Genomic DNA, 22,709 nt, shown 5'->3' with positions numbered 1-22,709 from the left:
CGCGGGCGTGGGGCCATACGATGAAGGGGTGAGCGAGATCATCGAGCTGGCGCGGCGGGCGCGCGTGGCGTCGTACGCGCTGGCGGAGGCGTCCCGGGCGACCAAGGACGCGGCGTTGCACGCGATGGCGGCGGCGCTGCGGGAGAACACGGACGCGATCGTCGCGGCGAACGCTGTCGACGTCGCTGCGGCGCGGGATGCCGGTACGCCGGAGTCCACCGTGGACCGGCTGGCGCTCAACCCGGCGCGGGTCGACGCGATGGCCGCCGGGCTCGAGCAGCTCGCGGGGCTGGCGGACCCGATCGGCGTGGTCGTCCGCGGGTACACGCTGCCCAACGGACTCGAGCTCCGGCAGGTGCGGGTGCCGTTCGGCGTCGTCGGCATCATCTACGAGGCGCGGCCGAACGTGACGGCCGACGCCGCGGGGATCTGCCTGAAGTCCGGCAACGCGGTGCTGCTGCGCGGTTCGTCGTCCGCGGCCGCCTCCAACGAGGCGATCATCGCCGTACTGCGGGACGCTGCCGGGTCGGCGGGGTTGCCGGCCGACGTCGTGCAGGGCGTGCCGACGGATCGGGCCGCGGTGAAGGAGCTCATGCAGGCACGCGGGCTGGTCGACGTGCTGATCCCGCGCGGCGGCGCCGGGCTGATCCAGACCGTCGTGAGCGAGTCGTCCGTGCCGGTGATCGAGACCGGCGTCGGCAACTGCCACGTGTACATCGACGCGGACGCGGATCTCGACCTCGGTCTGGAGATCCTGCTGAACTCGAAGACCCAGCGCCCGAGCGTCTGCAACGCCGCCGAGTCGCTCCTGGTCCACGCGGCCGTTGCCGAGGACTTCCTGGCCCGCGCCCTCCCGGCGCTCGCCGCGGCTGGTGTCACCGTCCACGGTGACCCCGCTGTAGTTGCCGCAGGCAAGAACATGCCGGCCTCCGCCGGGGCCGGGGACGCAGCGGTCGTCGTACCGGCCACCGAGGACGACTTCGGGACCGAGTACAACTCGCTCGACCTGTCCGCCGCCGTCGTCGACTCCCTCGAGGACGCCGTACAGCACATCCGCCGGTACAGCTCGGGTCACACCGACGCCATCATCACCCGCTCACTGGCGGCCGCCCGCCGCTTCACCACCGCGGTCGACTCGGCCGCCGTCGTTGTCAACGCGAGCACCCGCTTCACCGACGGCGGCGAGTTCGGCTTCGGCGCCGAGATCGGCATCTCCACCCAGAAACTCCACGCTCGCGGCCCCATGGGCCTGCCGGAGATGACCTCCACCAAGTACGTCGTCACCGGCGAAGGCCAGATCCGCACCTGATCAGACCGGGCCGGGCGTCCAGGTCAGGGCGCCTGTCCGCAGGTCGCCGAGCACGCCGTCGATCCACTCGGCTTCGGCGGCCGTGACCGCGACCTGGTACTCCGTCTCCAGTAACGCGAAGCGGGGGACCGGGTGGCCGTCGACTTCGGAGCCGAGCTCCAGTTGGAGGTCGGCGATGCGCTTGGTCAGGCGCTCGCGGCGCTGGGCGAGGAGCTCGCCGGCCGTCTCGGGCGGTAGCAGCATCACGAACGAGAGGCCCGCCGGGAACTCGGGGAACTCGTTGCGCGGCGTGGTGAGGATTTCCGCCAGCCATTCCCGGCAGATCGCGCGGCCCGCGTCGGTGAGGTGGTAGACCGTCCGCTCGGGGTACCGCTCGTCGCGCTCCGTCGCGCCGACCGTGATCAGGCCGGCTTCCTCCAGGCGCCCGATCATCCGGTACAGGCTGGTCCGCTGGCCGACGTTGACCACCTGGTCCTTGCCCCACTGCTTCAGCAGCCGCTGGATCCCGTACGGATGCAGCGGCCCGTTCTCCAGCAGACCGAGGATCGCGAGCGCGAGCGGCGAGCGTCGAAAAGTCACGCTCCTACTTTAGAGGTCACCGAAACTAGTTGCAATGCAACTAGAGTGCATGTAACTATCGATTCATGAGATCAGCAGAACTGACCCAGAGCGTCGTCACCTCCCGCGACGGCACCGAGATCGGCTACTACAAGACGGGCCAGGGACCGGCCGTCGTCGTCCTGCACGGCAGCATGGAGTCGGCTCGCAGTCACACCTTGTTCGCGGAGGCGCTGGCCGACGAGTTCACCGTGTACCTACCGGATCGCCGGGGCCGCGGACTCTCAGGCCCGCATCGGCCGGACCACGGCGTCCGTACCGAGATCGAGGACCTCCAAGCCGTCCTCGACGCGGCCGGGGCGGAGCGCGCGTTCGGCGTCAGTGCCGGGGGAGCGGTGGTCCTGGAGGCGGCACGTACCCTCCCGTCCCTGAAACAGGTCGCGCTCTACGAGCCCGCGATCGTCGCCGACGGCGCGCCGCACCGCGAGTGGCTGGCGCGGTTCGACCGGGAGATCGCGCGCGGCGACCTCGCCGGGGCGATGGTGACGAGCATGTTCGGGTTCGGGATGGCGCCGCCGTTCCTCAAGGTGATGCCGCGCGGCCTGCTCCGCTGGATGACCGAGAAGATGATGGCGAAGGAAGAGCGTGGGGCCGCCGCCGGTGCGATCACGATGCGCCAACTGGCTCCGACGATCCACGCCGAGGGCGCGATCGTCGCCGAGCTGGCCGGCACTTTCGACGCGTTCCGTACGGTCGACGCCGAGGTCCTGCTCCTTGGTGGCAGTAAAGGCCTGCCCGGCCTCGAGCCCGGCCGTGCGACGCTGGAGAAGGTGCTGCCGCACTGCCGGCGCATCGAGTTCGACGGCTACGACCACGGCTCGTCCTCGGATCCCGGCGGCGTCAACCCGAACGGCAAGCCCGAAGCGGTACGGCGCATCGCCGCCGAGGTGAAGTCGTTCTTCAGCCGGCCGTGAGTGCCCACGCCCGGGGGCTGCTCCACGCCTGGGGGGTGCTCCGCATCGTCGCCGCGGGCGCCGTACCGCTGCTCACTCGGGCAGGGGAGCGGGACGTCCCTCCCAGCGGGTCGACAGCACGACCGTCGTCCGCGTCCTGACCACGCCGTTCACGCGGCGCAGCGATCCGACGACCGCCTCCAGTTGGGTCACGTCGGCGACCCGCACCTTGACCACCAGCTCCTGGTCGCCGGCGACGAACCAGCAGTCCTCGACCGCGGGGATCTCGCGGACCTGCTCCACGACGTCGTCGGTCTCGACGTCGTCGCGCTGGAACAGCCCGATCAGCGCACTCGTGCCGAGGCCGACCTGCTCCGGGGCGACCACCGCGCGGTACCCGAGCAGGACGCCGCGCTCCTCGAGGCGCCGTACCCGCTCCTGGACACTCGGGCCGGACAGTCCGACCTCCCGGCCGAGCTCGGCCCAGCTGGACCGGCCGTTCAGCCGGAGCGCCTCGATCAGCTGTCGGTCGATCGCGTCCATGACGCCTCCCGTTCACCGCAGATTCTAAGGCAAGGAATGTCCTGTGCCTTTAATTCGTTTGTGAGAGCGTAGCTCTTACCGTACAATTTGAGGTATCGAGGCCAGTTCGCCCCGGTCCCGCCGTACCAACCCAGTGAAGGAATCATGATCACCCCCGATGTTGCCCGTGCCCGTATCGACGAGATGCACCGCGTCGCCGCGCAGGCCCGCCGCGCGCACGCCGCGCCGTCCAACTGGCGCCGGCTGCTGACCCGCACCACCCGCCACCGCTGACCTTCCTATCGCGACCGGTGCGCCTGGGCGAGAGTCCGGGGCCACCGGTCGCTGTCGTCTCGCCGGTCACGAGATAGGCTCTGCCTCATGCTCACGTACTTGGTGCCGCAGATCGCGGCGGTCGAAGAGGCCGCGGTCGAGGCCTCGCACATCTCGAAGTGGTGGTTCGGCGGGTTCGCGCTGTTCGTGCTCGTCCTGCTGCTGCTCGTCACCGTCATCATGGGCAAGGGCCGGCCGCACAGCTGAGCGGCGCGATGGGCATGGCGGCGGTGGAGCGGGTACGACGCATCGGCGTGATGGGCGGCACCTTCGACCCGATCCATCACGGGCACCTGGTCGCGGCCAGCGAGGTTCAGTCGTACTTCGACCTCGACGAGGTGGTCTTCGTCCCGACCGGCCAGCCGTGGCAGAAGTCGGACCGGAAGGTCTCCCCGGCCGAGGACCGGTACCTGATGACCGTCATCGCGACCGCGTCGAACCCGCGGTTCTCGGTCAGCCGCGTGGACATCGACCGGCCGGGGCCGACGTACACGATCGACACCCTGCGCGATCTGTCCAGGCTGTACCCGGACGCGGAGCTGTTCTTCATCACCGGTGCCGACGCGCTCGCCCAGATCCTCACCTGGCGGGACGTCGACGAGATGTTCAAGCTGGCCCAGTTCGTGGGCTGTACGCGGCCCGGTACCGAAGGACTCGAACTGCCGCTCGACCAGCTGCCGATGGACCGGATCACGCTGCTCGAGGTGCCGGCGCTGGCGATCTCGTCGACCGAGTGCCGCGCCCGGGTCGCCAAGGGCAACCCGACCTGGTACCTGGTGCCCGACGGCATCGTCCAGTACATCGCCAAGCGTGAGCTCTACACCAACCGTTAGGACGTTTTATGCCTGCCAGTGAACGCGCCATCGAGCTGCTGACCGCGGCCGCGGAAGCGGCGCACGACAAGAAGGCCGAGAACGTCCTCGCCTTCGACGTCTCCGAGCAGCTCGCCATCACCGACGCCTTCCTGGTCGCGTCCGCCTCCAACGACCGCCAGGTCCGCGCGATCGTGGACGCGATCGAGGAGAAGCTGCGCGTCGACTTCGACGCCAAGCCGGTCCGCCGCGAAGGCGCCCGCGAAGGCCGCTGGGTGCTGCTCGACTACCTCGAGATCGTCATCCACGTCCAGCACGACGAGGAGCGCTCGTTCTACTCCCTGGAGCGCCTGTGGCGCGACTGCCCGGCCATCCCGCTGCCGTCGCCCGTTCCTGGCGCCTCTGAATGAGCGCAGGGCGACTGATCGTCTGGCGGCACGGCCGGACCGAGTGGAATCTGCAGGACAAGATCCAGGGGCAGGCCGACATCCCGCTCGACTCTGTCGGGCAATCCCAGGCCCGTGCCGCGGCCGCCCGGCTGGCCTCGCTGGCCCCCACCCGGCTCTTCGCCAGCGACCTCCAGCGCGCCGCGTCCACCGCCGGTGAGCTCGCCGCGCTGACCGGCCTGAAGATCGAGTACGACGAGGCGCTCCGCGAGATCGACGTCGACGACTGGGCCGGCCTCACCATGTCCGAGCTCGCCGCGATCAACCCCGAGGCCGCCGCCCGGATCCGCAGCGGCGAACCCCAGCGCCGCGGCTCCAACGGCGAAACCGTCGAAGAGGTCGCCGCGCGCTTCTCCGAGGCCCTCACCCGGATCTCGTTGGAAGGCACGTCCGAGGACACCATCGTCGTCGCCACCCACGGCCTGGCCGCCCGCGTCGGCATCTGCCTGTTCCTCGGCATCCCGCAGGCGAACTGGCCCGCCTTCGGAGGCCTCTCCAACTGCAACTGGGTCTCCCTCCTCCCCGGCCGCTCCGGCTGGCGAATCGAAGAATGGAACGCCGGCTCCCTCCCCGAGCCAGTCATGAGCGACGACCCCCAGCGCTAGACCTGGTACGGCGGGGCACCGCCGAACGGACACCGCTCATCGGACACCCGCGAAAGGACACCGCTTCGCGGCGACTGCCTCTTTGGCCGCGTCCGGCGGCGGCGCATCCGGTCCGGCGGCGAGCGCCCCGGCGTACGGCCTGTGATGTGAGGGAGCGCCGAAAGGACACCGCTTCGCGGCGACTGCCTATTGGCCGCCTCCGGCGGCGCGCATGGCTGTCTCGCGGGCGAATGCCCCGGCGTACGAGCTGGTGTCCTGTGACGACGCATGGAAAGGACACCGCTTCGCGGCGGCTGCCTCGTTGGCCGCCTCCGGCAGCGGCGCATCCGGTCCTGCGGCGAGCGCGCCCCGGCGTACGGCCTGTGATGTGGGGGAGCGCGGAAGGACACCGCTTCGCGGTGGCTGTCTCTTTGACCGGCTTCGCCGGCAGTCGGGCCTGTCTCCTGCCGGACTGCTCCGCCGTGCGTGGCTGGACCGGATCGACGCCCCTGTCCAGCAGCGCACGGGTGACGCATGGGCGGCTGTGGAGGCAAGCTCATCTGCCACCTTGGCAGCGCTCCCACATACCGTAGGCCCGCGACTCGGCGGTGAAGGCAGGCCCGTCAGCGTGCCTCGGAAGGGGTGTCGCGTACCTCACCAGCCCCACGAGGGAACCGATTTTTCTTTGCAGGCCCTCATCCGCTAAGCTTTCGGAGTCGCAAGACACCGCGGGGCTTTGGCGCAGTTGGTAGCGCGCTTCCATGGCATGGAAGAGGTCAGGGGTTCGAATCCCCTAAGCTCCACCGCAAGAGATTGCAGGTCAGGAGGCACTTTCGCCCCCTGACCTGTTTTCGTTAGAGGCCCCAGTGGGAGAGATTTGGGAGAAGCGCTCGCCTCCCACCAGCTTGGCCGCCAGTGCCTCGGCCTCGTCCTGGGCCTTCTCGATGGCGTCCTTGAGCACCGGCACCCAGGTGAGCAGCTTGGCCCGCTCGTCATCATCCAGGGCGAGTACCGAGGTCAGGAAGCGCTCTTCCAGTACCTCCGAGATCTGACGCTCCATCTCGGGCAGCTGGTCGGCGAACCCTCCACTGGCCTGCCGTTCGACGGCTAGGTGGGTAGGTCGACCGACAGGGTTGTGACCAGGTGTTTGCGGGCTGCAGCCTCAAGGTCCTGGGGCCACGTCAGGGAGCATCTGGCGTGTAGGGCGCGAGCCAGCGGTAGAAAGACGGTGGCGCAGGCGACGTGGGCGGCGATCACCGATTCGCGCGTGGCTTGGAGGGCCGGGAGATCGGTCAGGATCTGCTGACGGTCAGCCGGTAGCAGACGATTGAGATGAAGCGCGCCGCCTCTATCCTCGGCTGCGACGTCCTCGAGCATCAAATCGATCAACATGTCCCGCAACAGGCTGGCGCCCGACTCGCCCACTGCGAACTCCTCACGCCCGACGACGACCGGCAACAGCCCGAGCGCCCGTAGGAACTCCCGGCTAATCGACTCGACGCGGCTCGGGTCCGGCTGCTTCGGCGCGCCTGGCTCGCCAAGATCGGCACTCAATCCGTTCGGGTCGTATAGCGGCTTGGCGGTCGACCGGCTGCGGCTGCCGATCGCATCCGGGGTGCTCACCGATACGTCGAAGCGAAGCCAGTCCGGCGTGATCTGATTGAAGATCCGCCCGCCGATCGCCCGTTGGAATACCGTCGCAGTGATCTCGTCCGAAGTCTTCGGCCAGTCGTCGCAGAAGCTCTCGGCACCATCCGGAGTGACGACGACCCACAGATCGACATCGCTGAACTGATCGGCAGTGCCCCTGCCATGGCTACCGACCAACCACAGGCCCATCACCCGATCGTCTTGGCTAAGAACGTGTTTTGCCCGTTCGATCAGACCTTCCTGCCCAGGGTTCACCGCACTGTTGCTTTGTGAATCGCCGCGAGTGTTGTCCGTCATGACCGTCAATGATGCTCCCAAACATGCAGACTCCCGGTGGAGACCCCACGCGAAGTAGGAACTTGCATGTGACTTCGACTGTGCGGACGGCGTCGGTTGCTCCATCTCCGCCTGCTGCTGTGGGAGGATTTTGGGAGCGAACCACACGTACCAACGGTCTTGAAGCGGGTCCAACTCGCGGCAACCAGGATGGCGAAAACGCCCTGTAGATAAGGGAATGAGCGTCGCCAAGCGTGGATCATCAATGCGACCCCCGCCCATGGCATGGAAGAGGTCAGGGGTTCGAATCCCCTGACCTCGACCGCAGGTCAGAGGCCGGTTTCCCGACGCGGGAAACCGGCCTCTTGCATGACTCGGGAGGCTGCGTTGCTGAGGCGGGGACTCGTTTTGGCCCTATGTTCGCCGAGGATGGCGGTGCCGCGGATGTGGCAGTGATGGGGAGTCGCGACCGGGGCGCGGGTGGGGGACTGACTGCAGGCGGAGGCCAAGTCTCGGTGAGCTTGTCGCCTGCTCACCGCACAGAAACCTGATTGGAAGCTCGATGGTCGATTCTCAGATTCTCGCACTGGGCGGCGGCGGCTTCTCGATGGAGCCGGACAACCCTCTGCTGGACGACTACCTGCTCTCGCTGGTGCCGACGGACCGCAAACCCCGGGTCTGTTTCGTTCCGACCGCCAGTGGCGACTCCGAGGGGTACATCGACCGCTTCCTGGCAGCATTCGGCCCGGATCGTGCGGAAGCGACAGTGCTGTCGCTGTTCAAGCGCTCGGTGGCCGACCTGGACGCCTTCGTCCTGGATCAGGACATCGTGTACGTCGGCGGTGGCAACACCGCAAATCTGCTCGCCGTCTGGCGTCTGCACGGACTCGACTCGGCGCTGGAGAAGGCGTACCGGGCAGGTGTGGTCATGGCCGGGATCAGCGCTGGGATGAACTGCTGGTTCGAGGCATCGGTGACGGACTCGTTCGACACGAACGGCTGCGGTCCGCTGGCCGACGGCCTCGGGTTGCTTCCCGGCAGCGCCTGCCCGCACTACGACGGCGAGGCTCTGCGGCGTGACACCTTCCTCAACCTGGTCCAGTCCGGCTTCCCGGCCGGCTATGCCGCCGAGGACGGCGTCGCGTTGCACTTCACCAATGGCCACCTGGCGAACGTCGTCAGCTCGCGTCCCGGCGCCGGCGCCTACACAGTCCTCCGGGGTGACACCGGGGCATCCGAGGAGCGCTTGCCGGCCAGGTACCTGGGCGCGACCTCGGCCCCCCGGTGACCGCCGCGCGGGAGGCTATCTGGGAGGCAACCGCGATCGCTTGCGGCGGATCGAGCCAGCCTTCAAGGCTTCAGGGTGCCGCTGGCGGGCCAGAAATCCATGCATGGAAAAGGTCAGGGGTTCGAATCCCCTAAGCTCCACCGCAGGTCAGAGGCCGGTTCTCCGTTCGGAGGACCGGCCTTTCGTATGGGCCAGCTCAGCGAGGAGTTGCGAGCACGCTTCTGATGGCATGCCGCGCGGAGTTCGCGAGTGTTGGGTTGGTGTCCTTGAGGTGTCGCAACACCGTCACGGCCTGGGACAGCACGCGGCCGCGTCCGCGGAGCCACGTTGCGTCGTCCATGTCCAGCGCGGCGCGGAACTCGTCGTGGACGGTCGTGGGCAGTAGGTACCAGACGGGGAACAAGTCGCACGCCGGATCGCCGACACCGCACGTCTCGAAGTCGAGTACCGCGGTCAGCCGGCCCTCCGACGACACGAGCAAGTTGCTCGGCGTCAGGTCCGAGTGCACCCAGACCTCGCGCCCGTCGTACGGCACCGCGAGCGACTTCTCCCACGACGCCAGCGCTGCGCGAGTGTCGATCAGGCCATCCAGTTCGCCGATCGCCTCCCGCGTCGAGGAGTCCAGCGAGACCATCGGAGCGCGTGTGCGGCGCTCGCCCGGATACACCGGCGGCCGGTCCGGCAGGTCGATCCGCCGGAACGCGTCGACGAACGCCGCGAGCTCCATCGCCAGCCCACGCGGATCAACCAGCGCGTCGGGAGAGGGGTGCGTACCGGCGAGCCAGCGGTGGACGGACCACTCGCCGGGGAACGCCTCGGTGGGCGAGCCGATCGCCTCGACGGAAGGGATGACCACCGGCAACAACGGCGCGAGCGCCGCGAGTTTCGCCTGCTCCCGTTGCATTATGTCGGCCGTCGAGGGCCGGAGCGGCAGCCGTACGGACAGGTCAGAACCGAGGCGGTAGATCGCGTTCACCAATCCACCGGAGTCGACCGGCTCCAGCGGCAACGCGGCCCACTGCGGGAACTGCGCGGCGACCAGTTCGCGGACGAGCGAGGTGTCGATGGCGGCCTGGTCGGCGTAGATCTTGCGGGGACTCACAAAGCCATACGATCGATCGGCCCTGTCTGCCGTCAACCGAGTATCGAGATCCTGCAGGGCGGTGGATCTCCGCGATGGCGATCATGCTGAGCTCCTCGGAGACCGTCGCTCTGCGGAGCTCAATGGGGCCGATCCCTCCTTCCGAGTGCAGGCCGTAGGCAACCAATTCTTGACTGTCTGCTCAAGGGTGTACGTCCAGCGGTCAGGTCGGTAGTGCAACCGCTTGGTTGCAATTTTCGAGGAAATGCGGCAGGCTTGACTGCAACCACAGGGTTGCATGTTCTTGGAGGTTCTGATGCCCGATCAACGGAGACGTCCCGGTGCAGGTCGTTCGCGCGTGGCGATCGCCCTGGGTGTGTTGTTCGCCGGAACGTTCGTGATGGGGTGCGCCGAGATGCTCGTGGGGGGAATGCTCGATCTGATGGCCGCGGACCTGGCGGTACCGCTCTCGGCAGTGGGTGCGCTGGTGTCTGCGAATGCGCTCGGGATCGCGATCGGTGGGCCGCTGCTGACGTTCCTGACCGCCCGACTCGCCCGGCGGCCGGTGCTGCTGGTCGCGCTCGCCGTGTTCACCGGGCTGAACCTGCTGCCCGCCCTCGGTGCCGGCCTGGAGACTTTCATCGCGGTCCGGGTCGTGATCGGTGCGGCGGAGGGGCTGTTCATCGCCGCTGCCATCACGACGGCGACCTCGATCGTGCCGCGGGAGCGAGTCGGCCGGGCGATGGCGGTGGTGATCTCCGGGTTCGCTGTCTCCGGTGCGGTGGGGATGCCGCTGGGCCGGCTGCTCGGCGAAGCCGTCGGCTGGCGCGTGTCGTTCCTCGCCATCGTGCTGACAGCCGCCATCGTTCTCGTGATCGCCTTGCTCGTGGTGCCTCGTGTGCCGGCCGAGAGCGAGGTCGGGATGCTGGGCCAACTGCGGTTCGCGTTCGCCCCACCCGTGCTGGCGGTGCTCGCCGTCGGCGTCCTTCTGTTCGCGGGCGTCTCGGCTGCGCAGACGTACCTCGTTCCCTTCCTGGACGGCGTCGCCGGGGTCTCGGGGCCTTGGATCGGGGCGTGCCTGATGGGCTTCGGGATCGCCGCCGCGGTCGGGTCGTTCGCCGGCGGTAGGTTTGCTGATGCCGGAGCCGCACGCGCCCTGATACTCGGCGCGATCGGCGTAGCCGCATCGCTCATCGCGATGATGTTGTGGGGAACGAACCTGGTCGTCGCCGTGATCGCGCTGCTCGTTCTCGCCATGACCAGTGCAGGTATCACGAGCCCCTGGCAGCACCGCGTCGAACACCTCGCCGGCCCGGGCGTGATCCTCGCAGCCTCTCTGCCCGCCTCCGCCGGGAACCTTGGCGACGCCGTCGGCGCCTTCAGCGGAGGGCAGGCGATCGACATCGGCGGTATCCCAGCGGCGATCCTCACAGCCGTGATCCTCGCCGCCGTGTCCATTGCCGCGGCGATCGCCAGCCGCTCTCTGCGGCCCGCACGCCGGCCGCGGACCGAATCGGCCCTGCCCCACGAAACCGAGCCTGTCACCGTCCAATGACCACCGACAAATAAGAGGACACACTCATGGAGAGCACCCGCAACCCCCAGGCCGTCATCGACGCTGACACCTACAGCGTGCGCCGTACGATCCACATCCAAGCCCCGCTGGACAAGGTCTGGCGAACTGTCACCGAGCCCGCGCTGATCTCGCAGTGGTTCGGCCAAATCACCCTCACCGGTACAGGTGCCAGCGCTCTCGGCACGATCGGTTGGCCGGGCGAGCGCCGGGTACCGATCCGGGTCGAGACCTTCGAGCCGCAGTCGCAGGTCTCCTACCGCTGGTGCAACGAGGAAGGCCCGCTCCCGGAGACGGTCGACGAGCAGCGCTCGACGGTCTTCACCTTCACCCTCGAAGCGACCCCCAGCGGCACGCAACTCACCGTCGTCGAGACGGGCTTCGAGCACACCAGCGATCCGGCACAGGTCATGGCCGATCACCGTGGCGGCTGGGACGGGGAACTCGACAAGCTCGTCGCCCTGCTCGAGCGCAACGCATGAGCGGCCGGGCACTGCTGGACGGATCCGTGGTCGCCATGTGCAACGCGCTCGGTGAAGAGACCCGTTGGAGCATCCTCACCGCCCTCGGCGAGGGCGACGCCTCGGCATCCGCCCTCGCCCGGCGCCTGCCCGTCACCCGGCAAGCCATCGCAAAACATCTCGCGGTACTGCACGAGGTCGGTCTCGTGGAGACCGTGCAAGCCGGGCGCGAGGTGCAGTACCGGGTCATCGGCGCACGACTCAGCGCCACGGCCCGCCGCCTCGACGCCATCGGCACCGAATGGGACCGCCGCCTCGCCGCGATCAAGCACATCGCCGAGAACATCTGATGCAACGACCACCAGGAGGACTATCGAGAACGCACCCGAACCCACCATCACCGGCCGGCCCCTCTTCGAAGCGCTACTGGCTGAACTGCGCACCCGAGAAGAAGCGCACACCCGAGCGCGCGATACGACCGCCGCGGTCGAGTCAAAGGCTTGTGTGTACATCAAGCCCGCGATGCTTAGCGGCTGCGGGTCGTGCCGAGCCCATGCCGCACGAGAGAGGGACGATGGGTTCATGGCTGTCAGGGATCTGGTGTTCGCGGCCGGGGATCGAGTCCGGACCTGGGGTCGGTACGTCGCCCGTCCGGACGGTGAATGGCTGGACCTGGCGCGCATCCAGACCCCGATCTCCAAGCCGGCGGGCTGGAAGTCTGCTCGGTCGGTCCGGCTGATCTGGACCGACGCCGAGGCGGTCCCGACCGACTGGGCAGCGAACCGCGGCCCGGGCTATCTCTCGGTGGTCGGGATATGGCGCGACGAGAGTATCGAGGTCGAGGAGCAGTCGTCGGAAGCTCCCGCCCAGGAGCCGAGTGCGGCCCGGACGAACCCACCCTGCCCGCCCCCACCCGGTGGCTGGCGGCGCGACGTGCTGCCCTGGGACCCGGATTTCGGCGACCTGAGATCGTCCGAGGTGATCGTCCACGCGGTGGTCTTCCGTCCCTCCGCCGACCAGGAAGTCCTCGTCATCGCCGCCACCGACGTCGAGACTGCGACCCGGCAGCTGTCCAAGTACCTGCCAGATCAGCTCTGCCTGGTGCCCAGCCGGTTCACCCGCGCTCAACTCGACGAGGTCCGCGACGTACTGCGGGCCAAGTGGTGGGAGTGGCGCCTGGAATCGTCCGGCACCAGCTCGGACGCTCACGCCCAGCCATTCATCAGGACCCAACTGTTCCGGGTCACACCCGAACTGGCCGAATGGGCCGACAGTCTGCCCGAGGGACTGCTCCATCTTCGCCCGTCGATCACCCCCGCCTGACAATCTGACAGGCACGGTTTCCCCTGGGGGAGACCGGCTTTGTGCATGATCCGGGAGGGGAAACGGGAGGCCAAGGATCCGTGAGCTGTACGTCCGGGGAGATCTCGTTCATCGCCGCTTCAGTTCGGAACACCGGCCGCAGCGGCGGGCGATTCGCAACAGTCATCTGCCGGGTGATCCGAGCCGATCGAACGCACGGATCGCGGCTGCGTGCGCTGCAGCGACGCATGCGGATCGGGGTGAGACTGTGTTCATGCTGCTGATGAAGCCTTCGTGCGAGTGCTGTGACGTCGATCTTCCGCCGGACTCGACGTCGGCGTTGATATGTAGCTTCGAGTGCACCTGGTGCGCGGAGTGTGTCGAGCACTGCCTCGACCGGCGGTGCCCGAATTGTGGTGGTGAACTCACTTCTCGGCCGACGCGTGCTGTTGTTCATCTCGGCCAGCATCCGGCGTCTTCGCAGCGAGTGCATCGACCGGGTCTCCACAAGAGGTGATGGCCGGCCGCAGTCAGTGGGTCTGACCCAGCGCGTCGACGGTCCAGCAGAGCCGCGCGTTGCTCGCGGACGGCGCCGCGCTCAGCTGACCGCGGCAGACGGGCTGACGCCTGCTTGGCCGAGAAAGTGCGCGCGTCATCTCCGGTCAGGACCGCGCGGAGCGAGCGAGCCGTTGTGGTACGCGCGGATCCGGCCGAGCAGTGACCTCTGCGCGTCGAGTGCCGGACTGGTCAGCCGCGCGTGCTCGGGGCCACCTCGCGTACCATCACGCAGTTGCCCAGGCCCTTGGGCCGGTCGTAGGTGAAGCCCTCGCGTTCGTAGATCGTGCGAGTGCCGTTGTAGAGGAACGAGGAGTTCTTCTTCCGGACCCCGCCGGTGTCGTGCGGATAGCCCTCGACCAGGCCGCCGCCGTCCTGCGCGATGAGTTCGACGGCCCCTCGCAGGGCGATCGCAGCCAGGCCCTGGCCGCGAAGGCCGCGCTCGACCAGGATGCAGGTGACCCGGTAGTCGGGCAGTCGCTCGGCGGTGGCGAGGTACTCCTTGCGGTGCTGGATGTTGGGCAGCTCCTCGGGTGATCCGTACTCCGCCCAGGCGACGGCTCGGTCGCCGTCGTAGACCAGCGCCGCGTGCGCGATCTCGTCGGCCACCAGACGTTGCTTGAGTGCTCGGTTTCCTTCTGCGCTTTGGCCCTTCTCGGCGCAGTCGGGATGGAAATGCGTGCACCAGCAGCTGGCGAACATGCCCTTGTTCCGCTCGACGAGAGCGGCGAAGTCGTCGAACGTCTCCGGCGTGAGCGCCTTGATCGTGAAGTCGGACATGCTTGACAACGTACCGCCGATTCCGGACGTTCTGCGTCCGTTAGCCCATGGCTTGTTGCGTCGCGGGTCCTGGGGTGTGAGCTGGTTTCCCGATCGGGGCGCAAGCATCGGACACGCCAGTGGGTCGTAGATCGGGGTCCGCTCGCCTCATCGCCACGTGCGTGTTGGGGTCGGTTGCCGAGCGAGCAGCGATGACCGTCCAGAGGCTGTGATGAATGGAATCGAAGAGGCTCGAGTCTCCTAAGCTCCACCGAAGGGTCAGAGGCCAATGTCCCGAGTGGGCGACCGGTCGCCTTGCATGACCCGGAGGCATAGCGGGGGGCTACGTCTCCGTTAGCTGTAGATCCGGGAAGATCACGTCCATCGTCTTCGCCGCGGTTGGGATCGCTGGCCGTGACTGGTGCCGATACACCTTCTCCGTCACGAGCGTGCTGACATGGTCAGCCAAACTCAGGCCGGCTTTGGGCGATGGATCAGGTTGTAGGCCTTGCAGCCCAGGCATAGGCCGGTGGATGCGTCGAGAGCTGCTATCGCGAGGGTGAGAGCGGTGAGGCTGTAGCCGGCGGGATCGAGGCCGAGGATGAAGGTGATCAGTGCCAGGGCGGTGAGCACGAAGCCTATGAATTGGGCGAATCTCGGTGGGCGGGCGTCCTGCAAGTTGGTGGGCGCGCTGATCTGGGGCCAGATGACGCGGGCGAAGATCTGTGCCCACAACGACCAGTGGAAGCTCACGAACGCGGTGAACGCGAACACGGCGACCTGGGAGGCGAGTAGACCGAGGCTTAGTGGTCGAGCTACCTCGACGATGAGCAGTACGACGGCGAGCACGCTTGCTGTGGCCCCGGCGCTGAATCGTACGAGGCGCGGATCGACCTGGGCGCGCAGCGGGCACGCGCCGATATTGGTACGACGCATGTGGTTCTCCAGACAGCGGAAAGCCAACTGGTCCGATGCAGGTCATGGTACTCGGGCCAGGCCTGCATCCGTCCGGACCAGCGTTTGAGCCACGAGCACACGCGTGCGACCGCTCACCCGCGAACCGACCGGCGAGGAAGACGCTCAACGGGGCCTGGCATTCACCCGCACCGGCGGACCAGCCAGTGCCAGCTCTGCTGGTACGGCTTCTTCTGCGTCCACCACGGACGCGCGCGCCGACTGCGACCGCTTCTTCCGCCTCCGCCACGGATGCGCGTCGCGACTGCGACGGCTTGTTCCGCGTCCGCCACGGACGCGCGTGCGACGGCGGCGGCTCCTTTGCCGTGTCTGCCGTGGGGTGTGGGTGTGTGGCGGCGGCTTCTTCTTTCCGGGGTCCGTCGCGGGATGTGGGTGTGGCGGCGGCGGCTTCTTTGCCGCGTCCGCCGCGGGGCGGGAGTGTGGCGGCGGCTTTTGCTTCCCGCGTCCGCCGCGGATGCGCTTGCGACTGCGACGGGTCCGCGTCCGCCGCCTCGGGTTGGCCATTCAGGTGATCAGGTCGACCCTGCTCCCGAGCAGAGGTTCCAGCCGGTGGGCCGTGCAGCGGTCGGGTTGCCGGCTTGGTGGGCTGGAAAACCCGTGTCGATGCAGGTTTCTGACGAATCGGCTCGAGGTCATGACCGACGGTGACTGGAGGGATGGCGGGTTCAGGCAGCGGCGGCCCTCCGTGGAGGCTCTTGCCTGGGTTGCGGCGGCGATGGGGCGGGGCAGTCGTGTCGTCGGTTATCGGCGAATGACCGGTGGCGTCTGCTCCGCCGTGCATCGGCTGACTGTCGAGCGACGGGGAGTGCGAACGTTCGTCGTACTGCGGCAGTACCCGGGCGGGCTCGGCCTGGAGGCGCCCCTGGAGAAGGAGATCGCCAACCTCGGTGTGGTGGCGGGAAGCGGGCTCCCGGTTCCTCGCGTCCTCGCTACGGATGTTGCCGGTGCTTCGACCGGCGGCGCGCCATCGTTGCTGATGACAAGGTTGCCGGGGCATGTGCACCTCAATCCCGCGGAGCCTCGGGCGTGGCTGACGAGGATCGCGGAGCTCGCCGTACACCTGCATTCCCTCGATCTCCCCGCGAAGGCGTTCAGACCTTGGACGGATTCCTGGATCGCTCCTCGAGACGGGTTTCGGGTGCCGGTCGACGCACACAAGCCGGCTGTGTGGAAGGCAGCGTTCGACGTCATGGCGGCGCAACCGCCGAAGGACACCGCCGTCTTTCTGCACTGCGATCTCCTACCGGTCAACATGCTGTGGTCGCGCGGGAGGATCACTGGACTGACCGACTGGAACTCCATCTATCGGGGCTCGCGCGCGATCGACGTCGGGCACTGTCGGCGATACCTGGCGGCGCTCTACTCGCCTGAGTGGTCGGAGCAGCTTCGGTCGCTCTACGAATCGATCGCCGGGGTGACTCTCGATCCGTGGTGGGACCTGTACACCTTGCTGCACTATGACAGCAGCGGGTCGAAGTGGATCCGTGGTCAGGTCGCTGGCCGCCGTCCCGTCGATGTAACCGGCATGACTGCCCGGGTCGAGATCGCCGTCGAGACAGCGCTACAGCGCCTCGGATAACTGCGGGTTCGCTATGAGCCGGCCCGGCGGCGCGTGCTCTTGGGGTCGGCGGCGCAGAGCCTGGCCGGCCACGGGAACTCCAGGGGTTCCGGGCTCGCACTCCACTGGTCGCCCAGTTCACGCAGAGTCGTCGTAGCGCGATGAATGTCTTCGTCGAGGTAAGGGCAGGGCTCTTGGGAGATGACGCCCCAGCTTTCGCGAACGTCGGCGTACGGCGTCGGCCGGCGCTTCTCGACGGCTTGGTGGATGACGGCCGCGATCGCCTCACTGATACCGACGCCCTGAGCGGCCTTCAGGATGCGGGCGCTGCGGATCTTGGCGTCATGGCGCTTCTTGCCCTCGATCTGGGTCATGGTGGAGAAGACCGCACCAGCCGCGATCACACCGAAGATCCCGTCGGCGATACCGAGCTCGCGTTCGGTCACCGCGTGCGAGAGATCGTGCGGTACGCGCCACTTCCGTGAGTACGACGAGAGCGTGAACACTGCGCCGTCCGTCCGCCGGATCAGCGTGAGACTCTCACCGCGCGGATCATGCTGCAAGGTGAGCTGCATGTCATCCAGCGTGACCGCACGCTCACACCTGCACCACTGGTTTTCTGTCGTTGTTGCCACAGAGGCAAGCTGCTCAGCCTTCTGGTGTTGAGGTGCCGGGCTGCCGTTAGCATCTTCGGCATGGCGACACGGCTGGTGCAGATCAACATGAAGGCCCGGGACGACTCCGCGCTGGGCGGTTTCTGGGCGGAGGTGCTCGGCTGGGGTCAGTCCAGTGAGGGGCCCGGCGTGACGAACCTCGAACCTGAGGGCTTCGTGTATCCCGACCCCACAGCGGTCTGCCTCGACCTCGTCGTCTCGCCGGAACCCAAGACGGTGAAGAACCGCGTACACGTCGACCTCGCCACGACCTCGGCGGCCCATCAGGCGGAGCTGGTCGCGCGGCTGAAGGAGCTCGGCGCGACGCTCGCCGACATAGGCCAGGGCGACGTGCCGTGGACGGTCATGGCCGACCCGGAGGGCAACGAGTTCTGCGTACTGGAACCCCGACCGCGCTACGAAGACACCGGACCGATCGCCGCGGTCGTGGTCGACTGCGCGGATCCGCGAACCATGGCCCGCTTCTGGATTGAGGCCATGGACTGGACCCTGGTCGAGGTGACTGACCACATCGCCGTACTGCGTTCCGCCAAGGGCGTCGGACCCTATCTGGAGTTCGTCCGCACACCCGACGAGAAGACCGTGTGGAACCGCGTCCATCTCGACGTCCGTCCATACCCGGGTGACGACCTGGAGGGGGAGGCCGCCAGGCTGCGGAGCCTGGGCGCCACCGCACTGGACCTGGGCAGCGATGTCACGTGGAAGGTCCTCGCTGACCCGGAAGGCAACGAGTTCTGCCTCCTCACCCCAGCGTGATCGGGAACTCTCGCTTCCGGTTAATCGGTTGCATGCAGTCGGTGCGGGGTGTCAGATCCCGGCTATGACGATCTTGCTGAGTACGCCGGCGGCCGAAGAGGTAGGCGCGGCTATGGCGGCGCTGCGGGAATGGCAGTACGACGATGCGCCGATGCAGCTGCATCCCGGGGACATCGGCTGGAACTACCGGTTCGGCACGGCTGAGACGGCTGCGGTGGTTCGGACGTGGAGCCGGGACGGGCGGATTCTCGCAGTCGGGATGCTGGATTCGCCGACGGTCGTGCGGATGACGGTCGCTCCTGATGCCTTCCAGGACGAGGAGTTGGCGCGGCGGCTCGTCGAGGACTTCTCGCTGCCTGAGCGCGGCGTACTGCCGGAAGGCGCGGTATCCATCGAGGCGCCGCAGGGCCTGTTGATGCACGACCTCCTGACCAAGGAGGGCTGGGGCGTCGACGAGCCGTGGACGCCGTTGTTCCGTGACCTCGCCGAAGCGGTGCAGGACCCCGGCGTGCGGATCAAGGAGATCGGCCTGGAGGAGGCGCAGGACTTCGCCGATGTCCTGCGGTCCGCGTTCAACACGAAGAGGCCGACGCGCGAGTACCGGCACGAGATGGCCGCGGCACCGTTCTTCGCCGACGCGCGGTGCCTTGGTGCGTACGACGACGAGGGCAACCCCGCCGCCGTGGTGACGGTCTGGTCGGCCGGCCCGGGCAAGCCGGGACTGGTCGAGCCGATGGGTGTCCACGCCGACCACCGCGGCCGCGGCTACGGCCGAGCGATCACCGTCGCCGGCGCGGCCGCACTGCGGGAGATGGGCTCGTCCAGTGCGCGCGTCTGTACGACGAGCTCCAACGTGGGCGGCGTCGCGACGTACAAGGCGGCCGGCTTCGTCCCACAGCCGGAGATCGGCGACCGGATCCGGAAGGCCTGACGTTGGGGGGTGCCTGCGCAGCTGGGCACGAGCGCGGTCCTCGGCCTCAGTCAGCGTCGTTGTAGTAGCCGGGTTCGGCGATCAGGACGGATTCGAAGTACTTGCCGTCGTCATCGTCTGGGCCCTCGGGGGTTGTGGGGCGCCAGAGGGCGAGGAGGAGGTCGGGGGCGGTGTAGGAATGGCCGTTTTCCTCTTCGAGGATCTGGGTTTTGTGGCGTAGGGCTTCGATGAGGTCTGCGGCGGGGGTTTGGAAGATGTCGAGGCCGTCGTAGATCACGGAGACCACCGGATTCGTCGGGCGTCCGATCTCGATGGCGTTTGCGTGGTCGTCTGCGTCGAAGTACGCGCTGAGGTAGAGGCCGTTCGGGTCGGTTACCTGCCAGCCCGGTCGGTCGCCTGCCGCCCGGCGCAGCAGCTCGGGCTCGCCGAACTGTCGCATGGTTGCGACGATGTCCTCGCCTGTCGCGGCGAGGGCGAGCGGGCCGGCCGAGAGTGGCGGGCGCAGTTCGATGATCACCCGCTCATCATGTCCGTTCGGCGCCCGTTACACCCGCGTTCGCCGACCTGAGATCGTCAGATACCGGACCGCGAGGCGCAGGTTGACCCCGCCGACGCGGCACGGTTGCTGAATCCGACGGAGACGGGAGGGCGCTCGATGCCGACGCAGGACGACGTACTGGGGTACTTCGACACCTTGTCCAACTGGGGACGGTGGGGGGAGGACGACGAGCTGGGGACGTTGAATCTCATCACGGACGACGTGCGGCTGGGCGCGGCGCGGGCCGTGCGGCACGGGCGGAGCGTGTCGTGCGCGTGGGAGGTCGCCGTACCGGAGGAGATGGAGCGGGCGACCACGACGTGCCCATGCGCTGCTGACATGCCGGGAGCGGAGAACATGCCGGCGGCGTTTCATGCTGATCGGCACTGGGGGTTCTCGAACGAGCGGCTCGGGATCCTGTTCCACGGCAACACGATCACGCACCTGGATTCGCCGTGCCACCTGTACTGGGACGGCAAGATGTACAACGGGCGGTCGCACGCGTTGGTCGACGCCGACACGGGATCGTCGTGGGCAGCGGTCACCGCGGCGGCCAACGGGATCGTCACGCGGGGAGTACTGCTGGACGTTGCCAAGGTCCGCGAGGTCCCGTGGCTGGAGTCCGGTCAGGGCGTGTTTCCTGAGGACCTCGAGGAGGCCGAGCGGCGGCAAGGGGTGCGAGTGCAGGCGGGTGATGCGGTGCTCCTGCGGACCGGGTACGGGCGTTTCCGGCACGAGCAGGGCGCGGCGTTCAGCTTCACGCAGGCCGGTTGGCATGCGTCCTGCCTGCCGTGGCTGCATGAGCGGGGAGTTGCGCTGATCGGCGCCGACACTCCCCAGGACGTCCAGCCGTCGGGGTACGACGATGTACTGATGCCGGTCCACGCCGTGAGCCTTGTCGCGATGGGGCTGTGGCTGCTCGACAACTGCGACCTGGAGGCGTGCGCGGAGACCGCTGCCGAGCTCGGCCAGTGGGATTTCCAGCTGGCGGTCGCGCCGGTCCGCTTCGCCGGTACCTCGGGCAGCCCGGTCAACCCGATCGCCACCTTCTGACAAGCGATCCCACGACTTCGGGCTGCTGACGCTTCGGGTGCTAATCGGCGGGAGCTCGGCGGGCGGTGCCACGGTTCAGGGCCAGGTGGCCGCCGAGGAAGCCTGCGCCGGCGATGACCAGGTTGCCGGCCAGGGCGAGTCTGGTGCCGGCTCGGTGGTTGCCGCGGAGGCGGGCGACGAGGGAGCCGGCGAAGAGCATGATCGCGGTGTCGGCGCCGAGTCCGTGGACCGCGCCGATCCGGCGTTCTTCGCCTGACAGTTCGGCCCAGTCCGCGGCACCGGCGAAAGCCGTCGGGAGGGACGCCAGTACGCCGAACCCGGCGAGCAGCGTGGCGCCGCGCCGCGACCCGGATCCGCCGGTGAGGTCGAGGAGCGACGTACTGAGCCAGCAGCCGGTCGTGACGTCGGTCAGCGACGGGTGGAGCGAATGCCCGAGTACGTCGGTGTGCAGCGGGCTGCGCCGCATCCACTCGATCAGAGGCCCGTACGCCGCCGCCTGCGCACGAGCGACGCGCTCGGAAACCGGGCTGTCGCCGACCGCCCGGGCTACGCGCTGCGGCAACGATTCGGATGCCACGCGCTCAAGATACGCCCGGCGCACTCGCCGTGGAAGAAGCTGACGCACCGGCTTGGTCAGCCGTACAGCTGGAACGGGTGGCGCGGCGTCCGTCGGTCAAGGATGCCGGCGTACGGCCTCCAGGAGTTGGTGGGCGCAGGTTTCCGAGGCCTGGGTGGTCGTGTCCACCCAGAGGTCGTACTGCATTCCCTCGTGCACGCGTTGGTCGGACCAGCGGGAAAGGCCGTTGCGTCCTCGGCGGGTCTTCTCGCGGCGTTCGAGTTCGTCGAGGTCGCAGCGGACGCCGATCCAGCTGACGTCGACGTCCGCGAAGGTCGTGAACCAGTGATCTCTGACCTCGGGGCCGAGCATCATCTCGTCGACGATGACGGAGTTGCCCGCGAGGACGAACTCCCGGACGGCTCGGTGGAACCCTTGGAGCATGCGCAGGCCGACGGGGCCGTACGAGATGCCGGTGACAGGCTTGCCGTTGTCGTCCGGCAGGTCGACGTACTGGAAACCCTGCGCCCGGTGCGCGCCCATCGGACCGCCGGCCCACTGCGACGGGACCATCGCGAAGCAGGTATCCAGGCCCATCAGCAAGTACGGCTCGTCCGAGGCGTCCTGCAACGCCGTGCCGAGCGTCGTCTTGCCGGCGGACGAGGCACCGTTGAGAAAGATGACCGAAGGTACCGAGGCTCGCGTCACCGCCCGAGGATATCGATGCCCGGGGCTCACGGCTTCCGCTGCGCGGCCCTGCCCACTCCACCGGTCATTGCAGGTTTCGCAGGAAGCGGGTGGAGGCTTCTGATTGGTTGGTGTAGCCGTGGGATTGGTAGAAGGTGTGGGCGGGGTGGCGGTGGTTGGAGCTGGTGACTTCCAGCCGGCGGCAGCCTTGGGTTTTGGCGAAGGATTCGGCCGCCTGCAGTAGGCGGGTGCCGACGCCTTGGCGGCGGGCCTGGTGGGAGACGACGAGGGCGACGATGCGGGCCCAGGTGCCTTCGCGTTCGAAGAACGGGACGACGTGTACGGCGATGACGCCGAGGAGACGGGTGTCTGCCTCGGCGACGTACGCCGCGCCGGCCGGGTCGTCGGTCCACGCCTGCAACCGGACCGCAGTGGCGGCCGGGTCGTCCTGCGGATAGCCCAGTTCCTCGAGCAACGTGTCGATGGCGTCGGTACTGCGTGCCAGTCGGATCTGCATCC

General features: G+C 68.0%; 29 protein-coding genes and 1 tRNA gene. 18 read left to right on the top strand and 12 right to left on the bottom strand.

The annotated features are described in order from the left end of the window. The first annotated feature begins 28 nt into the window (after positions 1 to 28). Complete coding sequence (locus ABZW60_RS33920; protein WP_355483907.1) at positions 29 to 1,309, top strand: glutamate-5-semialdehyde dehydrogenase; 1,281 nt, start codon at positions 29 to 31, stop codon at positions 1,307 to 1,309. Here ABZW60_RS33920 and ABZW60_RS33915 read toward each other — a convergent pair whose 3' ends face one another. Next, positions 1,310 to 1,888: a PadR family transcriptional regulator gene (locus ABZW60_RS33915; protein ID WP_355483905.1), complete on the bottom strand. Its 579-nt coding sequence runs from the start codon at positions 1,886 to 1,888 to the stop codon at positions 1,310 to 1,312. It lies immediately after the preceding gene. A 65-nt stretch (positions 1,889 to 1,953) separates the two neighbouring features. On the opposite strand from ABZW60_RS33915, the gene ABZW60_RS33910 reads away from it, so the two are divergent. Beyond that, positions 1,954 to 2,841 carry an alpha/beta hydrolase gene (locus ABZW60_RS33910; protein ID WP_355483903.1) on the top strand — a complete coding sequence of 296 codons (888 nt, stop codon included), beginning with the start codon at positions 1,954 to 1,956 and terminating at the stop codon, positions 2,839 to 2,841. Positions 2,842 to 2,913: 72 nt separating this feature from the next. On the opposite strand, the gene ABZW60_RS33905 is transcribed toward ABZW60_RS33910, so the two are convergent. Beyond that, on the bottom strand, positions 2,914 to 3,363 hold the full coding sequence (locus ABZW60_RS33905; RefSeq protein ID WP_355483901.1) for an Lrp/AsnC family transcriptional regulator: 450 nt from the start codon (positions 3,361 to 3,363) through the stop codon (positions 2,914 to 2,916). A gap of 144 nt (positions 3,364 to 3,507) precedes the next feature. Between ABZW60_RS33905 and ABZW60_RS33900 the strand changes: the two genes are divergently transcribed. From ABZW60_RS33900 to ABZW60_RS33875, 6 genes are all read left to right on the top strand, one after another. Further along, positions 3,508 to 3,636, top strand: a complete 129-nt coding sequence (locus ABZW60_RS33900; RefSeq protein WP_355483899.1) for a hypothetical protein — start codon at positions 3,508 to 3,510, stop codon at positions 3,634 to 3,636. Positions 3,637 to 3,723: 87 nt separating this feature from the next. Continuing rightward, on the top strand, positions 3,724 to 3,882 hold the full coding sequence (locus ABZW60_RS33895; RefSeq protein WP_355483897.1) for a hypothetical protein: 159 nt from the start codon (positions 3,724 to 3,726) through the stop codon (positions 3,880 to 3,882). 14 nt (positions 3,883 to 3,896) lie between these two features. Then, the gene (gene nadD / locus ABZW60_RS33890) at positions 3,897 to 4,508 is read left to right on the top strand and encodes a nicotinate-nucleotide adenylyltransferase (RefSeq protein ID WP_355484256.1); all 612 of its coding nucleotides are present in this window, start codon (positions 3,897 to 3,899) and stop codon (positions 4,506 to 4,508) included. An 8-nt stretch (positions 4,509 to 4,516) separates the two neighbouring features. After that, positions 4,517 to 4,897 (top strand): ribosome silencing factor, encoded by a 381-nt coding sequence (rsfS, locus tag ABZW60_RS33885; RefSeq protein ID WP_355483895.1) that lies wholly within the window; start codon positions 4,517 to 4,519, stop codon positions 4,895 to 4,897. After that, positions 4,894 to 5,538: a histidine phosphatase family protein gene (locus ABZW60_RS33880; protein WP_355483893.1), complete on the top strand. Its 645-nt coding sequence runs from the start codon at positions 4,894 to 4,896 to the stop codon at positions 5,536 to 5,538. Before rsfS ends, ABZW60_RS33880 begins: the two co-directional genes overlap by 4 nt. Before the next feature lie 709 nt (positions 5,539 to 6,247). Beyond that, positions 6,248 to 6,320 (top strand) — tRNA-Ala (locus tag ABZW60_RS33875). Positions 6,321 to 6,337: 17 nt separating this feature from the next. Here ABZW60_RS33875 and ABZW60_RS33870 read toward each other — a convergent pair. Both ABZW60_RS33870 and ABZW60_RS33865 read right to left on the bottom strand, forming a co-directional pair. Then, complete coding sequence (locus tag ABZW60_RS33870; RefSeq protein ID WP_355483892.1) at positions 6,338 to 6,577, bottom strand: hypothetical protein; 240 nt, start codon at positions 6,575 to 6,577, stop codon at positions 6,338 to 6,340. Positions 6,578 to 6,624: 47 nt separating this feature from the next. Continuing rightward, entirely contained in the window at positions 6,625 to 7,464 is an 840-nt protein-coding gene (locus tag ABZW60_RS33865; RefSeq protein ID WP_355483890.1) for a nucleotidyltransferase domain-containing protein, read from the bottom strand. Between the two features lie 541 nt (positions 7,465 to 8,005). On the opposite strand from ABZW60_RS33865, the gene ABZW60_RS33860 reads away from it, so the two are divergent. Continuing rightward, positions 8,006 to 8,731: a peptidase E gene (locus ABZW60_RS33860; RefSeq protein WP_355483888.1), complete on the top strand. Its 726-nt coding sequence runs from the start codon at positions 8,006 to 8,008 to the stop codon at positions 8,729 to 8,731. Between the two features lie 196 nt (positions 8,732 to 8,927). On the opposite strand, the gene ABZW60_RS33855 is transcribed toward ABZW60_RS33860, so the two are convergent. Next, the gene (locus ABZW60_RS33855; RefSeq protein ID WP_355483886.1) at positions 8,928 to 9,833 is read right to left on the bottom strand and encodes an aminoglycoside phosphotransferase family protein; all 906 of its coding nucleotides are present in this window, start codon (positions 9,831 to 9,833) and stop codon (positions 8,928 to 8,930) included. 337 nt (positions 9,834 to 10,170) lie between these two features. Between ABZW60_RS33855 and ABZW60_RS33850 the strand changes: the two genes are divergently transcribed. The 5 genes from ABZW60_RS33850 to ABZW60_RS33830 all read left to right on the top strand — a co-directional run bounded on the left by ABZW60_RS33850 (position 10,171) and on the right by ABZW60_RS33830 (position 13,665). Beyond that, positions 10,171 to 11,367: an MFS transporter gene (locus ABZW60_RS33850; protein WP_355483884.1), complete on the top strand. Its 1,197-nt coding sequence runs from the start codon at positions 10,171 to 10,173 to the stop codon at positions 11,365 to 11,367. Between the two features lie 26 nt (positions 11,368 to 11,393). After that, positions 11,394 to 11,867 carry an SRPBCC domain-containing protein gene (locus ABZW60_RS33845; RefSeq protein WP_355483882.1) on the top strand — a complete coding sequence of 158 codons (474 nt, stop codon included), beginning with the start codon at positions 11,394 to 11,396 and terminating at the stop codon, positions 11,865 to 11,867. Next, positions 11,864 to 12,196 (top strand): metalloregulator ArsR/SmtB family transcription factor, encoded by a 333-nt coding sequence (locus tag ABZW60_RS33840; RefSeq protein WP_355483881.1) that lies wholly within the window; start codon positions 11,864 to 11,866, stop codon positions 12,194 to 12,196. The genes ABZW60_RS33845 and ABZW60_RS33840 overlap by 4 nt, the downstream gene beginning before the upstream one ends. A gap of 232 nt (positions 12,197 to 12,428) precedes the next feature. Then, the gene (locus ABZW60_RS33835; RefSeq protein WP_355483879.1) at positions 12,429 to 13,169 is read left to right on the top strand and encodes a hypothetical protein; all 741 of its coding nucleotides are present in this window, start codon (positions 12,429 to 12,431) and stop codon (positions 13,167 to 13,169) included. A gap of 253 nt (positions 13,170 to 13,422) precedes the next feature. Then, positions 13,423 to 13,665, top strand: a complete 243-nt coding sequence (locus ABZW60_RS33830; RefSeq protein WP_355483877.1) for a DUF1272 domain-containing protein — start codon at positions 13,423 to 13,425, stop codon at positions 13,663 to 13,665. 230 nt (positions 13,666 to 13,895) lie between these two features. On the opposite strand, the gene ABZW60_RS33825 is transcribed toward ABZW60_RS33830, so the two are convergent. After that, positions 13,896 to 14,483 (bottom strand): GNAT family N-acetyltransferase, encoded by a 588-nt coding sequence (locus ABZW60_RS33825; RefSeq protein ID WP_355483875.1) that lies wholly within the window; start codon positions 14,481 to 14,483, stop codon positions 13,896 to 13,898. 450 nt (positions 14,484 to 14,933) lie between these two features. Next, the gene (locus ABZW60_RS33820; protein ID WP_355483873.1) at positions 14,934 to 15,398 is read right to left on the bottom strand and encodes a DUF4395 domain-containing protein; all 465 of its coding nucleotides are present in this window, start codon (positions 15,396 to 15,398) and stop codon (positions 14,934 to 14,936) included. 673 nt (positions 15,399 to 16,071) lie between these two features. On the opposite strand from ABZW60_RS33820, the gene ABZW60_RS33815 reads away from it, so the two are divergent. Then, entirely contained in the window at positions 16,072 to 17,016 is a 945-nt protein-coding gene (locus ABZW60_RS33815; protein ID WP_355483871.1) for an aminoglycoside phosphotransferase family protein, read from the top strand. Positions 17,017 to 17,027: 11 nt separating this feature from the next. Here ABZW60_RS33815 and ABZW60_RS33810 read toward each other — a convergent pair whose 3' ends face one another. After that, complete coding sequence (locus ABZW60_RS33810; RefSeq protein WP_355483870.1) at positions 17,028 to 17,570, bottom strand: hypothetical protein; 543 nt, start codon at positions 17,568 to 17,570, stop codon at positions 17,028 to 17,030. Positions 17,571 to 17,690: 120 nt separating this feature from the next. Between ABZW60_RS33810 and ABZW60_RS33805 the strand changes: the two genes are divergently transcribed. Both ABZW60_RS33805 and ABZW60_RS33800 read left to right on the top strand, forming a co-directional pair. Then, positions 17,691 to 18,425, top strand: coding sequence for a VOC family protein (locus ABZW60_RS33805; RefSeq protein WP_355483868.1), 735 nt, complete (start codon positions 17,691 to 17,693; stop codon positions 18,423 to 18,425). A 64-nt stretch (positions 18,426 to 18,489) separates the two neighbouring features. After that, entirely contained in the window at positions 18,490 to 19,356 is an 867-nt protein-coding gene (locus tag ABZW60_RS33800) for a GNAT family N-acetyltransferase (RefSeq protein WP_355483866.1), read from the top strand. Between the two features lie 46 nt (positions 19,357 to 19,402). Here the strand turns inward: ABZW60_RS33800 and ABZW60_RS33795 are convergent, their stop codons facing one another. Continuing rightward, the gene (locus ABZW60_RS33795) at positions 19,403 to 19,873 is read right to left on the bottom strand and encodes a hypothetical protein (RefSeq protein ID WP_355483864.1); all 471 of its coding nucleotides are present in this window, start codon (positions 19,871 to 19,873) and stop codon (positions 19,403 to 19,405) included. Positions 19,874 to 20,011: 138 nt separating this feature from the next. On the opposite strand from ABZW60_RS33795, the gene ABZW60_RS33790 reads away from it, so the two are divergent. After that, positions 20,012 to 20,947, top strand: a complete 936-nt coding sequence (locus tag ABZW60_RS33790; RefSeq protein ID WP_355483862.1) for a cyclase family protein — start codon at positions 20,012 to 20,014, stop codon at positions 20,945 to 20,947. Between the two features lie 40 nt (positions 20,948 to 20,987). On the opposite strand, the gene ABZW60_RS33785 is transcribed toward ABZW60_RS33790, so the two are convergent. The 3 genes from ABZW60_RS33785 to ABZW60_RS33775 form a co-directional block, all read right to left on the bottom strand. After that, positions 20,988 to 21,524, bottom strand: coding sequence for a DUF2231 domain-containing protein (locus tag ABZW60_RS33785; RefSeq protein WP_355483861.1), 537 nt, complete (start codon positions 21,522 to 21,524; stop codon positions 20,988 to 20,990). Positions 21,525 to 21,620: 96 nt separating this feature from the next. Beyond that, positions 21,621 to 22,211 (bottom strand): AAA family ATPase, encoded by a 591-nt coding sequence (locus ABZW60_RS33780; RefSeq protein ID WP_355483859.1) that lies wholly within the window; start codon positions 22,209 to 22,211, stop codon positions 21,621 to 21,623. Positions 22,212 to 22,275: 64 nt separating this feature from the next. Next, positions 22,276 to 22,707 (bottom strand): GNAT family N-acetyltransferase, encoded by a 432-nt coding sequence (locus ABZW60_RS33775; RefSeq protein WP_355483857.1) that lies wholly within the window; start codon positions 22,705 to 22,707, stop codon positions 22,276 to 22,278. Between the last annotated feature and the right edge of the window lie 2 nt (positions 22,708 to 22,709).

This window comes from Kribbella sp. NPDC003557 (assembly GCF_040610805.1).
GTDB lineage: Bacteria > Actinomycetota > Actinomycetes > Propionibacteriales > Kribbellaceae > Kribbella.
Note: the sequence above shows the minus strand (reverse complement) of the source record. Positions and strands in the feature narration are given on the sequence as shown.

Coding starts and splice junctions, on each gene's coding strand:
- ABZW60_RS33880 (WP_355483893.1), top strand. CDS start 4,894: ATGAGCGCAGGGCGACTGATCGTCTGGCGGCACGGCCGGACCGAGTGG.
- ABZW60_RS33835 (WP_355483879.1), top strand. CDS start 12,429: ATGGCTGTCAGGGATCTGGTGTTCGCGGCCGGGGATCGAGTCCGGACC.
- rsfS (WP_355483895.1), top strand. CDS start 4,517: ATGCCTGCCAGTGAACGCGCCATCGAGCTGCTGACCGCGGCCGCGGAA.
- ABZW60_RS33895 (WP_355483897.1), top strand. CDS start 3,724: ATGCTCACGTACTTGGTGCCGCAGATCGCGGCGGTCGAAGAGGCCGCG.
- ABZW60_RS33845 (WP_355483882.1), top strand. CDS start 11,394: ATGGAGAGCACCCGCAACCCCCAGGCCGTCATCGACGCTGACACCTAC.
- ABZW60_RS33830 (WP_355483877.1), top strand. CDS start 13,423: ATGCTGCTGATGAAGCCTTCGTGCGAGTGCTGTGACGTCGATCTTCCG.
- ABZW60_RS33840 (WP_355483881.1), top strand. CDS start 11,864: ATGAGCGGCCGGGCACTGCTGGACGGATCCGTGGTCGCCATGTGCAAC.
- ABZW60_RS33790 (WP_355483862.1), top strand. CDS start 20,012: ATGCCGACGCAGGACGACGTACTGGGGTACTTCGACACCTTGTCCAAC.
- ABZW60_RS33860 (WP_355483888.1), top strand. CDS start 8,006: ATGGTCGATTCTCAGATTCTCGCACTGGGCGGCGGCGGCTTCTCGATG.
- ABZW60_RS33810 (WP_355483870.1), bottom strand. CDS start 17,570: ATGCAGCTCACCTTGCAGCATGATCCGCGCGGTGAGAGTCTCACGCTG.
- ABZW60_RS33775 (WP_355483857.1), bottom strand. CDS start 22,707: ATGCAGATCCGACTGGCACGCAGTACCGACGCCATCGACACGTTGCTC.
- ABZW60_RS33870 (WP_355483892.1), bottom strand. CDS start 6,577: ATGGAGCGTCAGATCTCGGAGGTACTGGAAGAGCGCTTCCTGACCTCG.
- ABZW60_RS33865 (WP_355483890.1), bottom strand. CDS start 7,464: ATGACGGACAACACTCGCGGCGATTCACAAAGCAACAGTGCGGTGAAC.
- ABZW60_RS33800 (WP_355483866.1), top strand. CDS start 18,490: ATGACGATCTTGCTGAGTACGCCGGCGGCCGAAGAGGTAGGCGCGGCT.
- ABZW60_RS33815 (WP_355483871.1), top strand. CDS start 16,072: ATGACCGACGGTGACTGGAGGGATGGCGGGTTCAGGCAGCGGCGGCCC.
- ABZW60_RS33900 (WP_355483899.1), top strand. CDS start 3,508: ATGATCACCCCCGATGTTGCCCGTGCCCGTATCGACGAGATGCACCGC.
- nadD (WP_355484256.1), top strand. CDS start 3,897: ATGGCGGCGGTGGAGCGGGTACGACGCATCGGCGTGATGGGCGGCACC.
- ABZW60_RS33820 (WP_355483873.1), bottom strand. CDS start 15,398: ATGCGTCGTACCAATATCGGCGCGTGCCCGCTGCGCGCCCAGGTCGAT.
- ABZW60_RS33910 (WP_355483903.1), top strand. CDS start 1,954: ATGAGATCAGCAGAACTGACCCAGAGCGTCGTCACCTCCCGCGACGGC.
- ABZW60_RS33825 (WP_355483875.1), bottom strand. CDS start 14,483: ATGTCCGACTTCACGATCAAGGCGCTCACGCCGGAGACGTTCGACGAC.
- ABZW60_RS33805 (WP_355483868.1), top strand. CDS start 17,691: ATGGCGACACGGCTGGTGCAGATCAACATGAAGGCCCGGGACGACTCC.
- ABZW60_RS33905 (WP_355483901.1), bottom strand. CDS start 3,363: ATGGACGCGATCGACCGACAGCTGATCGAGGCGCTCCGGCTGAACGGC.